The 12,554-nt window shown below is 72.5% G+C and carries 8 protein-coding genes; all 8 read left to right on the forward strand.

What is annotated here, in order from left to right; all coding sequences use genetic code 11:
• Window positions 1–2: 2 nt before the first annotated feature.
• On the forward strand, window positions 3–614 hold the full coding sequence (locus ACWD4U_RS27005) for a DUF5666 domain-containing protein (RefSeq protein WP_363457786.1): 612 nt from the start codon (window positions 3–5) through the stop codon (window positions 612–614).
• A gap of 86 nt (window positions 615–700) precedes the next feature.
• Window positions 701–1,462, forward strand: coding sequence for a response regulator transcription factor (locus ACWD4U_RS27010; RefSeq protein WP_363457788.1), 762 nt, complete (start codon window positions 701–703; stop codon window positions 1,460–1,462).
• Window position 1,463: 1 nt separating this feature from the next.
• Complete coding sequence (locus ACWD4U_RS27015; protein WP_363457791.1) at window positions 1,464–2,921, forward strand: HAMP domain-containing sensor histidine kinase; 1,458 nt, start codon at window positions 1,464–1,466, stop codon at window positions 2,919–2,921.
• 271 nt (window positions 2,922–3,192) lie between these two features.
• Entirely contained in the window at window positions 3,193–4,731 is a 1,539-nt protein-coding gene (locus tag ACWD4U_RS27020; protein WP_363457794.1) for a cytochrome ubiquinol oxidase subunit I, read from the forward strand.
• Window positions 4,732–4,742: 11 nt separating this feature from the next.
• Complete coding sequence (gene cydB / locus ACWD4U_RS27025) at window positions 4,743–5,750, forward strand: cytochrome d ubiquinol oxidase subunit II (RefSeq protein WP_363457797.1); 1,008 nt, start codon at window positions 4,743–4,745, stop codon at window positions 5,748–5,750.
• 36 nt (window positions 5,751–5,786) lie between these two features.
• Window positions 5,787–9,347 carry a thiol reductant ABC exporter subunit CydD gene (gene cydD / locus ACWD4U_RS27030; protein ID WP_363457809.1) on the forward strand — a complete coding sequence of 1,187 codons (3,561 nt, stop codon included), beginning with the start codon at window positions 5,787–5,789 and terminating at the stop codon, window positions 9,345–9,347.
• A 131-nt stretch (window positions 9,348–9,478) separates the two neighbouring features.
• Entirely contained in the window at window positions 9,479–11,281 is a 1,803-nt protein-coding gene (locus tag ACWD4U_RS27035) for a GAF domain-containing sensor histidine kinase (RefSeq protein WP_363457800.1), read from the forward strand.
• A gap of 104 nt (window positions 11,282–11,385) precedes the next feature.
• The coding region (locus ACWD4U_RS27040; RefSeq protein WP_363457803.1) for an RHS repeat domain-containing protein at window positions 11,386–12,554 on the forward strand (1,169 nt) is incomplete at its 3' end.

Below are 12,554 nucleotides of genomic sequence, written 5' to 3' on the forward strand. Positions count from 1 at the left end.
CCATGTCGGACGACCAGGAGCTGCTGGCCACCGCGCCGGACGCCCGCGACGTCACCGCCGAGCTGGCCGCGCCGCCGCGCCGCAAGCTCCCCTGGCCCACCCTGGCGCTGGCGGGCTGCGTCATAGCGGTGCTGGGTTTCTCGGGCGGTGTCTGGTACCAGAAGGACAACGGCACGACGGCCACCAACACCCGCGCCACCGCGGGTGGCGGCAACGGCCAGTTCCCCGGCTACGGCCAGAACGGCTCCCGCCGCGGCGGCCAGAACGGCGGCACCGGCCAGGGCTTCCCCGGCGGCGCGGCCGGCGGCGGCTTCGCCCGGGGCACCGTCAAGTCGGTGGACGGCAACACCGTCTACCTGACCGACGCCAACGGCAACACCATCAAGGTCACCACCGGCGACTCGACCAAGGTCACCATGAACAAGGACGGCAAGGTCACCGACCTGCAGCCCGGCCAGAGCGTCACCGTGGTCGGCACCAAGGGCGCGGACGGCTCGTACGCGGCGAGCCAGCTCTCCGAGGGCGCGGCCGGCGGGTTCGGCGGTTTCGGCGGCGGCAACCGGGGCACCGGAACGGGAACCGGAACCGGTACCGGTTCGGGCACGAATGGATGACTCATCCAATCTTCATCCACGGTGCGTAGCCTGCCCGGGCTAAGGTCCACAGGAGACCCATCGTCCGACCCGGAGGCGGATCAACCGTGTCAAGCACAGTGCAGTCGGCCCCGGCCCAGGTGAACTCCGCGGCCGGGGAACCCTTCCTGCTGGTGGTCGACGACGAGCCGAACATCCGCGAGCTGCTCTCCGCGAGCCTGCGGTTCTCCGGCTTCCGGGTCGCCTCGGCCGCCACCGGCCAGGAGGCGCTGGACGCGGTCGCGGCCGAGCGCCCCGACCTGGTGGTGCTCGACGTGATGCTGCCCGACCTGGACGGCTTCACCGTCGTCCAGCGGCTGCGCGACCAGACCCAGTGGCCGCAGAGCCCCGAGCACGTCCCGGTGCTGTTCCTCACCGCGAAGGACGGTACCGGTGACAAGGTGCAGGGCCTGGCGGTCGGCGCGGACGACTACGTCACCAAGCCGTTCAGCCTGGAGGAGCTGATCGCCCGGATCCGGGCGATCCTCCGCCGGGCCGGCGGCCCCGCCGACGACGGCCGCCTGGTGGTCGCCGACCTCACCCTGGACCCCACCGCGCACGAGGTCACCCGCGGCGGCGTCCCGGTCTCGCTCTCCCCCACCGAGTTCAAGCTGCTGCACTACCTGATGGCCAACGTCGGCCGGGTGGTCTCCAAGGCGCAGATCCTCGACCACGTGTGGGCCTACGACTTCGGCGGCGACCTCTCCATCGTCGAGTCGTACATCTCCTACCTGCGCCGCAAGCTCGACTCCGGTCCGGCGCACGGCCCGAAGCTGATCCACACGGTGCGCGGCATCGGCTACGCGCTGCGCCGCCCGCCGAACGGCTGAGATGGCCCGCTTCTCGCTGCGCGTGCGGCTGCTGGTGCTGGCGCTGCTGCTGGTCACCACCGGCCTGGTGGTGAGCGACACCCTGGTGCTGGGCACGGTCCGCGGCCAGCTGGTGGAGCGCGCCGACCAGCAGCTGCAGCGCTTCGCCGAACCGCTCTCCCGCCGCGCCCCGTCCCGCCAGCAGGCCCCGGTCTCGGTGTTCAGCCCGCAGCAGGTCAACCGGCGGGCCGGGCAGATCCTGCCCAGCGAGTACCTGGTCCGCTACCTGGCGGCGGACGGCTCGGTGCTCAGCGTCGTCCGGCAGCCGCTCGCCGAGTCCGACCCGGCCCCGCAGCTGCCGCAGCTCTCCGCGGCCGCCCTCACCAAGCGCAAGGGCACCCCGTTCACCACCGAGGTACCCAGGAACAGCGAGTGGCGCTCGCTGGTGCTGCCGCTGCAGCGCTCCACCGCCGGGGACTTCACCTCCCCCGCGTTCGTCGAGGTCGCCGTCCCGCTGGATGACGTCCGGGCGACCACCAACCACCTGCGCACCACCTTCCTCACCATCGGCGGTGCGCTGCTGGTCGGTCTGGCCGGCCTCGGCGCGCTGGCGGTGCGCGCCGGGCTGCGCCCGCTGCGGCAGCTGGAGCTCGGCGCCGAGCGGATCGCGGCCGGCGAGCTGTCCCACCGGATGCCCGAGCTGCCGGCCCGCACCGAGGTGGGCCGGCTGTCCACCGCGCTGAACGGGATGCTCGCGCAGATCGAGACCGCCTTCGCGGCCCGGGCCGCCTCCGAGGCCCGGATGCGCCGCTTCGTCGCCGACGCCTCGCACGAGCTGCGCACCCCGCTGGCCGGCATCCGCGGCTTCGCCGAACTGCACCGGATGGGCGCGCTGCAGGACGTGGACCGGGCGATGGACCGGATCGAGTCGGAGGCGGTCCGGATGGGCGGCCTGGTCGAGGACCTGCTGACGCTGGCCCGCCTCGACGAGGAGCGCCCGCTCGACCTCGCGCCGATGGACCTGCGCACGCTGGCCGCCGACGCGCTGCACGACCTGACCGCGCTCGACCCCGGCCGCCCGGTCGCGCTGACCGGCCCGGGCGGCGCCGGCGCCCCGCAGCCCGCCCCGGTGCTCGGCGACGAGGCCCGGCTGCGCCAGGTGGTGACCAACCTGGTCGGCAACGCGGTCAAGCACACCCCGCCGGGCACCGCGGTGCGGATCGGGGTGGGCCGCTCCGGCGGCGCCTGCCTGCTCGAAGTGGCCGACCAGGGTCCCGGCATGACGGACGATCAGGCCGCCCTGGTGTTCGAACGGTTCTACCGGGTGGACGCCTCGCGCAGCCGCCAGGACGGCGGGGGAGCGGGTCTCGGCCTGGCCATCGCCACCGCACTGGTGGAGGCGCACAGCGGCGAGCTGACCCTGAGCACCGCGCCGGGCGCCGGCGCGGCCTTCCGGGTGGAGCTGCCGCACCAGCGCTGAGCTGGTCCGACGCCCAACCGGGGACGAACTGTCAAGCGCCGTTCGGTCCACCGTGCCTGCCCGCGTGCTGCTTGTGACGGCCGAACGGGCATCAGATCATCGGCTTGTCCGAAAACACCCACCCCCGTGCAACCGCACCGATAAGCATCATGGATACTCACCTTGTGAACGTGTTCACGTTCACAAGCGGGCAAGCTTGGCCTACTTCGGCGCGTTCGCGTGCTACGTATGCGTTTGTCCGGTATGTGGCAATCCAGTGAGAGAGGGCGCAGTGGAGCTAGCAGTCGCTCACGAGACCATCGCGCGATGGCAGTTCGGCATCACCACCGTCTACCACTTCCTCTTCGTCCCGCTCACCATCAGCCTGGCGTCGATCGTCGCCGGACTGCAGACGGCCTGGGTGCGCACGGGCAAGGAGAAGTACTTCCACGCCACCAAGTTCTGGGGCAAGCTCTTCCTGATCAACATCGCGATGGGCGTGGTCACCGGCATCGTCCAGGAGTTCCAGTTCGGCATGAACTGGTCCGACTACTCCCGCTTCGTCGGCGACGTGTTCGGCGCCCCGCTGGCGATGGAGGCGCTGATCGCCTTCTTCTTCGAGTCCACCTTCATCGGCCTGTGGATCTTCGGCTGGGACCGGCTGCCGAAGAAGATCCACCTGGCCTGCATCTGGCTGGTGGCGATCGGCACCGCGCTCTCCGCGTACTTCATCCTGGCCGCCAACTCCTGGATGCAGCACCCCGTCGGCTACCGGATCAACCCGGCCACCGGCAAGGCCCAACTCACCGACATCGGGCGGGTGCTGTTCCAGAACACCACGCTGGTCCAGGTCTTCCACACCCTCACCGCGGCCTTCCTCACCGGCGCCGCCTTCGTGGTCGGCATCGCCAGCTACCACCTGTGGCGGGCCAAGCAGGGCAAGCAGCCCGACAAGCGCAAGACCGCCGCGATGCGCACCTCGCTGCGGGTCGGCCTGGCCATCGCGGTGGTCGCGGGCCTGGGCACCGCGATCAGCGGCGACACCCTCGGCAAGGTGATGTTCGAGCAGCAGCCGATGAAGATGGCCGCCGCCGAGGCCCTCTGGGACACCCAGGCGCCCGCACCGTTCTCGATCTTCGCCGTCGGCGACGTCTCCCAGGGCCACAACTCGGTCGAGCTGGAGATCCCCGGGATACTGTCCTTCCTCGCCCACAGCGACTTCTCCTCGTCGGTGCCCGGCATCAACGACACCGCCGCCGCCGAGGCCGCCAAGTACGGCGGTCAGCCGACCGACTACATCCCCAACATCTTCGTCACCTACTGGGGCTTCCGGCTGATGATCGGCTTCGGCATGACGTCCTTCGTCGCCGCGCTGATCGGACTGTGGACCACCCGCCGGAAGTTCTGGCTGGCCCCCGAGCACCGCACCGGCGAGGACGAGCCGCCGAAGCTGATGCTCACGAAGAAGCACGAGATGAACGTCTTCTTCACCCGCTGGAGCTGGCGGATCGGCATCTTCACCATGGGCTTCCCGCTGCTCGCCAACAGCTTCGGCTGGATCTTCACCGAGATGGGCCGCCAGCCCTGGGTGGTCTTCGGCCTGATGCGCACCCGCGACGCGGTCTCCCCCAACGTCAGTGTCGGCACCCAGATCGGCTCGCTGACCACCCTCACCCTGCTCTACGCGATCCTCGCCGTCATCGAGGTCCGACTGCTCGCCAAGTACGCCGCGGCCGGCCCGGACACCTCCGAGCAGCCGCCCACGAAGGACCCGACCCTGCGCGGCCCCTCGGACGAGGACACCGACAAGCCGCTCGCCTTCGCGTACTGAGGACGGATCACATGCACCTGTACGACCTCTGGTTCATCCTGATCGCCGTCCTGTGGATCGGCTACTTCTTCCTGGAGGGCTTCGACTTCGGGATCGGCATCCTCACCCGCACCCTCGCCCGGAACACCACCGAGCGCCGGGTCCTGATCAACACCATCGGCCCGGTCTGGGACGGCAACGAGGTCTGGCTGCTCACCGCCGGCGGCGCCACCTTCGCGGCCTTCCCCGACTGGTACGCCACCCTGTTCAGCGGCTTCTACATCCCGCTGCTGCTGATCCTGGTCTGCCTGATCGTCCGCGGCGTCGCCTTCGAGTACCGGGCCAAGCGCACCGGCGAGAGCTGGCAGCGCAACTGGGAGACCGCCATCTTCTGGACCTCCCTGCTGCCCGCCTTCCTGTGGGGCGTCGCCTTCGCCAACATCGTCCACGGCGTCGACATCGACCAGGACAAGAACTACGTCGGCACCTTCTGGGACCTGCTGAACCCCTACGCGCTGCTCGGCGGACTCACCACCCTGGTGCTCTTCACCTTCCACGGCGCGGTGTTCGCCTCGCTGAAGACCACCGGCGACATCCGGGTCCGGGCCCGCGCCCAGGCCACCGCGCTGGGACTGGCCACCGCCGTGCTCGCCGCGGTCTTCCTGGTCTGGACCCAGGCGCACTCCGGCAACGGCTGGAGCCTGGCCGCCCTGGTCGTCGCCGTCCTCGCCCTGGTCGGCGCGCTCGCCGCCAACCGGCTGGCCCGCGAGGGCTGGGCGTTCACCCTCTCCGGCCTGACCATCGTGGCCGCCGTCGGCATGCTCTTCCTCTCGCTCTTCCCGGACGTCATGCCCTCGACCCTGAACGACGCCTGGTCACTGACCGTCAGCAACGCCTCCTCCTCGCCGTACACCCTCAAGGTGATGAGCATCGTCGCCCTGGTCTTCACCCCGATCGTGCTGCTCTACCAGGGCTGGACCTACTGGGTCTTCCGCCGCCGGATCGGCGTCCAGAACATCCCCGCCGCCGCTCACCACTGACCCGCAGGAGCACACCTGATGGACCGCCAGCAGAGGATGCGTCCGATCGACCCCCGGCTGCTGGCGTACGCCCGCACCACCCGCGCCTTCCTCGCCGGATCCGTCCTCCTCGGCGGGGCGGGCGCGGTCCTGCTGGTCGCCCAGGCCGCGCTGATCGCCTCACTGGTGGTGCGCTCCTTCCAGCACGGCGAACACCCGCTCTGGGGACCACTGCTCGGCCTGGCCCTGGTCTCGCTCGGCCGGGCCCTGGTCGCCTGGCTCACCGAACTCACCGCCCACCGCTCGGTCGCCGCCGTCAAGTCCACCCTGCGCCGCCGGCTGCTCGACCACGCCACCGCCCTCGGCCCCGGCTACCTCTCCGGCCGCCGCACCGGCGACCTCGCCACCCTGGCCACCCGCGGCATCGACGCCCTCGACGACTACTTCGCCCGCTACCTCCCGCAGCTCGCCCTCGCCGTCGTCGTCCCGCTCGTCGTCCTCACCCGGATCGTCGGCGCCGACTGGGAGTCCGCCGCGATCATCTGCGTCACCCTGCCGCTGATCCCGCTCTTCATGATCCTGATCGGCCACGCCACCCAGTCCCGGATGGACCGCCAGTGGCACGGCCTCGCCCGGCTCTCCCACCACTTCCTCGACGTCGTCGCCGGCCTGCCCACCCTCAAGGTCTTCGGCCGCGCCAAGGCCCAGGCGCAGGCCATCGGCCGGATCACCGACGACTACCGCCGCGCGACCCTGCGCACCCTGCGGCTCGCCTTCCTCTCCTCCTTCGCCCTGGAACTCCTCTCCACCCTCTCGGTCGCCCTGGTCGCCGTCTCCATCGGCTTCCGCCTGGTCAACGGCACCCTCGACCTGGAGACCGGCCTGCTGGTCCTGGTCCTCGCCCCCGAGGTCTACCTCCCGCTGCGGCAGGTCGGCGCGCTCTACCACTCCAGCGCGGAGGGCCTCACCGCCGCCGCGGAGATCTTCGAGGTCCTGGAGACCCCGCTGCCCGCCGCCGGCACCCGGCCCGCCCCCGCCCTGACCGGCGTCCCGGTCCGGATCGAGGGCCTGACCGTCCGTCACCCCGGACGCGACACGGACGCCCTGCACCGGCTCGACCTGCAGATCCCGGCCGGCCGCACCACCGTCGTCACCGGGCCGAGCGGCGCCGGCAAGTCCACCCTCGTCTCGGCGCTGCTCGGCTTCGTCCAGCCGGACGCCGGACGGATCCTGATCGGCGACCAGCCCCTCGCCGAGACCGACCTCGCCACCTGGCACCGCCAGATCGCCTGGGTCCCCCAGCACCCCCACCTGTTCGCCGGCACCGTCGCCGACAACCTCCGCCTGGCCCGCCCCGACGCCACCCCCGAGGACCTCGCCACCGCGATGGCCGCCGCGCACGTCGACTTCGCCACCCCCGCCACCGTCCTCACCGAGAACGGCCAGGGCCTCTCCGCCGGCCAACGCCAACGCCTCGCCCTCGCCCGCGCGCTCCTCACCCCCCGCCCCCTCCTCATCCTCGACGAACCCACCGCCCACCTCGACCCCCTCACCGAGGCGAAGCTCCTCGAAACCCTCCGCACCCTCGACCGCACAGTCCTCCTCATCACCCACCGCCCCGCCCTCACGGCCCTCGCCGACACTCACCTCCACCTCGACGCGCCCCGCCAGAACGCGCCCCGCCAGGGGCGCGGGGAACTGCGCGAAGCGGAAGAAACGGAGCTCCAGCCCGGGCATGTGCAGCAGCCGCTCCCTGGTGCGGGCTCTGCGAACGGTGAGACCTCGCAGCGTGGGCCGGAAGCTGAGACTGAGGCTCCGTCATCCCCCGACCTGGCCCCCGGGACTTCCCACCCCGCGCAGTTCCCCGCGCCCCTGCCTGCTCCCTCCGCTCGCGTCCCGCGCTTGTGGCTCGCCGTCCTCCTCGGTGCCCTCGCTCTCGGCTCCGCCGTCGCTCTCATGGCCACCTCCGGCTGGCTGATCTCGCGTGCGTCGCAGATGCCGCCGGTGCTGTACCTGATGGTCGCCGTCACCTCGGTCCGCGCGTTCGGCATCGGGCGCAGCGTGTTCCGGTACGCCGAGCGGCTGGTGTCGCACGACACCGTCCTCAAGGCTCTGGGGACCGTCCGCACCGCGGTCTACCGCCGGCTGGAGCAGCTCGCCCCGGCGGCGCTCCCGCAGTTCCGTCGCGGGGACCTGCTCTCCCGGCTGGTTTCGGACGTCGACGCGATGCAGGACTTCCACCTGCGCTGGCGCCTGCCGGCGGCCGTCGCCGCACTGGTCTCGGTCGCCGCGTCGCTGGCGCTGGCGGCGTTCCTCCCGCTCGCGGGAGCGGTCCTCGCGGTCGGGCTGCTGCTCGCCGGCGCGGCCGTCCCGCTGCTGGAGCGCTGGATCTCGGGTCGCACCGAGCGCCGGCACGCCCCGGCCCGCGGCGAGCTCGCCACCAGCGTCGTGGACACCCTCACCGGCACCGCCGAGCTGACCGTCGCGGGCGCGCTGCCCGCCCGCCTCGAGGCCACCCGCGCGGCGGACCGCACGCTGACCGGGCTCGCCGCCCGCTCCGCGGCGTCGGCGGCGCTCTCCGCGGCGCTGGTCGCGCTGGTGACCGGACTGACCGTCACCGCGGCCGCCGCGGCGGGTGTGCAGGCGGTGGCGGCCGGCACGTTGTCCGGGGTGTGCCTGGCGGTGGTGGTGCTGACCCCGCTGGCCGCGTTCGAGGCGGTGGTGGGGATGCCGACGGCGATGCGGTTCCGGGAGCGGGCCCGGGCGTCCCGCGAGCGGCTCGACGAGGTGCTGTCGGCTCCCGCCCCCGTCACCGAGCCGTCCGACCCGCGGGCGCTCCCCGAGGTGCGGCTCCCGCTCCGGATCGAGAACCTGACGGCCCGTTGGCCGGGCGCCGAGCGCGATGCGCTGCACGGTCTCGACCTGGTCCTCACCCCGGGCCGCCGGGTGGCGGTCGTCGGGCCGTCGGGCTCCGGCAAGACCACCCTGGCGAACGTGCTGCTGCGCTTCGTCGAGCAGCGTGCGGGCGGGGTGGTGCTGGCGGACGGGTGTCCACAGGCTGTGGACACCCGGGCGCTGGCGGGCGACGACGTCCGCCGGGTGGTCGGGCTGTGTGCGCAGGACGCGCACGTCTTCGACAGCTCGGTGCGGGAGAACCTGCGGCTGGCCAGGCCGGACGCCGGTGAGCAGGAGCTGCGGGCGGCGCTGGCGAAGGCGCGGCTGTGGGAGTGGGTGGCGGGGCTGCCGGACGGGCTGGACACCATGGTGGGGGAGCACGGGGCGCGGCTGTCGGGCGGTCAGCGGCAGCGGTTGGCGCTGGCGCGGGCGCTGCTGGCGGACTTCCCGGTGCTGGTGCTGGACGAGCCGGCCGAGCACCTGGACCTGCCGACGGCGGACGCGCTGACGGCGGACCTGCTGGCCGCCACCGAGGGCCGGACGACCGTGCTGATCACCCACCGCCTGGCGGGGCTGGACGACGGCTGCGTGGACGAGGTGCTGGTGCTGGACGGCGGCCGGGTGGTGGAGCGCGGCGGCTGGTCCGAGCTGGCGGGTCGTCAGGACGGCCTACTGGCGGCGATGATCGCGCAGGAGCGGGCGGGGGAGGCGGTGGCGCTCTGACGGACCGTCGGGAGGACCCGTCCGGGGCATGCGGAGGCGAGACGCGTCGGGAGGATCCGTCCGGGGCAACCCGCAGCGAGACGCGCGATGCGATGATCGGACATAGCGGCGCAAACGGGCACACTGGTCGCATGGAGACCCCGCCGGAGCAGCCGCCCGCCGACAGCGGCCCGCCGCGCATCCCCGAGATCGCCTCGCTCGGGCTGGACACCCTGGTCACCGAGGTCTCCGAGCGGCTGCAGTCGGCCGCCGCGGTGACCGACCGGATGCAGCGGCTGCTGGAGGCGGTGGTCTCGGTCGGCGCCGGGCTGGACCCGCACGCCACCCTGCAGCGGATCGCCAGCGGCGCGGCCGAGCTGGTGGACGCGAAGTACGCGGCGCTCGGCGTGGTCAACCCGCACGGCAAGGGACTGTCGGACTTCATCCACATCGGCATCGACGACGAGACGGCCGCCCGGATCGGCCACCTGCCGACCGGGCGCGGCATCCTCGGCGCGCTGATCGACGACCCGGAGCCGCTGCGGCTCGCCGACCTGTCCCAGGACCCGCGTTCCTCCGGCTTCCCGCCGCACCACCCGCCGATGACCTCCTTCCTCGGGGTGCCGATCCGGGTCCGCGGCGTGGTGTTCGGCAACCTCTACCTGACCGAGAAGAAGGGCGGCGGCGCCTTCACCCCCGAGGACGAGCAGGTGGTGCACGCGCTGGCCGCCGCCGCGGGCGTGGCGATCGAGAACTCCCGGCTGTTCGAGGAGGGCCGCCGCCGCGAACGGTGGATCACCGGCGCGGCGGCGGTGACCACCTCGCTGCTCTCCTCCGACGAGGCGCAGGTGGCGCTGACCGTCGCCGCCGAGCAGGTGCGCGAACTCGCCGACGGCGCCCTGGGGATGATCCTGCTCCCGGCCGGCGAGGACCGGATGCGGGTGGCGCACGCCTCCGGGGAGCGCGCCGACTACCTGACCGGCGAGCTGCTGCCCGAACGGGGCTTCGCCCCCCGGCTGCTGGCCGGCGAGGCGGTGTACCTGGACGCCCTGGCGTACGCCCCGGAGACCGCCTCGGACGCCCAGTTCGACCGGCTGGCGCGCCGGTTCGGGCCGTCCATGGCGGTGCCGATGGTCTCGGCGGGCCGGGTGCTGGGCGCGCTCTGCGTCTGGCGCGGGGCGGGCACCATGCCGTTCACCGACACCGAGAAGCAGCTCGCCCAGACCTTCGCCTCGCAGGCCGCGCTCGCCCTCCGGCTCGCCGAGTACCAGCGCAACCAGCAGCGCCTGGCGGTCTTCCAGGACCGCGACCGGATCGCCCGCGACCTGCACGACCTGGTCATCCAACGGCTGTTCGCCACCGGCATGATGCTGGAGAGCGCGGCCCGCCGCGCCGTCGTCCCGGAGGTGAAGGACCGGATCGGCCAGGCGGTGGACGAGCTGGACGCCACCATCCAGGAGGTCCGCACCACCATCTACGCCCTGCAGCACGGCGACACCGACGACGAGCCGGACACCCTGCGCACCCGGGTGCTGCGCGAGGCCAGCCAGGCCGCCGCCGCCCTCGGCTTCCGACCCACCGTCACCTTCCGCGGCCCGGTGGAGAGCCTGGTCGGCGAGCAGGCCTCCCGCCAACTGCTCGCCGCACTAAGGGAGATGCTCTCCAACACCGCCCGGCATGCCCGCGCCTCCCGGGTCTCGGTGGAGCTCGACGCCACCGTCCACCTCGGCGAGGACGGCCGCCCGGTCTCCGGCGACCCGCAGGACGAGGACCGCCCCGGCCGTCCCGGCGTGCTGCTCACCGTCACCGACGACGGCGTCGGCATCCCCGAGGGCGGCCGCCGCTCCGGCCTGCGCAACCTGACCCGGCGGGCCGAGGCGCTCGGCGGCGACGCCTGGCACGAACCGGGGCCGCACGGCCGGGGCACCCGGGTGCGCTGGTCCGCCCGGCTGTGAATCTGCCCTGAGGAGTCAAGAGTTCGCCATCGGGGTGTCAACCGGTGGACGGCTCCGCTACGTTCTGGCGTGACGCGGTCGGGGATCACGGGGGTTTGCTTCTGATGAGCAATCAGATCGTCAAGGCGCTGGAGGACGGGGCGCAGCGGCTGGGCAAGACCTTGGTGGAGGACGCCGGGAAGGCGCTGAAGAACTTCTACCGGCATGCGGGCGACAACATGAAGAAGGTCGCCAAGAACGTCCGGGACATCGAGGAGAAGCACGCCAAGGACCTCGAGAAGATCTTCAAGGGCGAGGGCAAGGGCCTGAACCACCCGCGTTCCGGCGGCGGTGGTCACGGCCGGCGCGGTGGCTCGCATCCGAAGGGCCGCGGCCGCGAGCAGGTGAAGTCGCCGCGGACCGAAGGCCGTGAGCACGTCTCGCGCAAGTGCCCGGGTGAGCCCGTCGACATCGCGACGGGCCGGATGTTCATCGACCAGACGGATGTGAACCTGCCCGGTTCGCTGCCACTGCTGTTCACCCGGAACTTCGAGTCCGGCTACCGGGCGGGCCGGTGGATGGGCGCGCACTGGATCTGCAGCTTCGACGAGCGCCTGGAACTCGACGAGGACGGCGTGGTCCACCTGCGCCCCGACCGCATCACCCAGGCCTACCCGCTGCCCGAGCCCGGCGACCCGGTATACGCCTCGGCCGGCTCCCGCCACGAACTCGCCCTGCACGACGGCCTGTTCACCGTCACCGACCCCGCCACCGGCCTGGTGAAGACCTTCACCCCGATGCCCGAGGGCGACGAGGCCCTGCTCACCGAGGTCCGCGACCGGCACGGCCGCCACTACACCCTCGCCTACGACGAGGACGGTGTCCCTCTCTCGATCACCCACTCCGGCGGCTACCGGCTGCTGGTCACCGTCGACGCCGACCGCATCACCGCCCTGCGCCTGGCGGGCGCGAGCGACAGCGGTGGCGACGCCCTCCTGATGCGCTACAGCTACACCGACGGGCACCTGTCCGCGGTCTACAACTCCAGCGGCAAGGCGCTGCGCTTCGCCAACGACGGCGACGGCCGCATCCTGTCGTGGACCGACCGCAACGACTCCCGCTACCTGTACGCCTACGACGCCCACGACCGCGTCACCGACGAGGGCGGCGCCGACGGCGCGCTGCGCTTCCACTTCGCGTACGGCGAGGCCGACCCCGCCACCGGCCTCGCCGCGCACACCGAGACCAACGCCCTCGGCCACACCACCACCTACCTGATCAACGAACACGCCCA

Source organism: Kitasatospora sp. NPDC002522 (assembly GCF_053595195.1).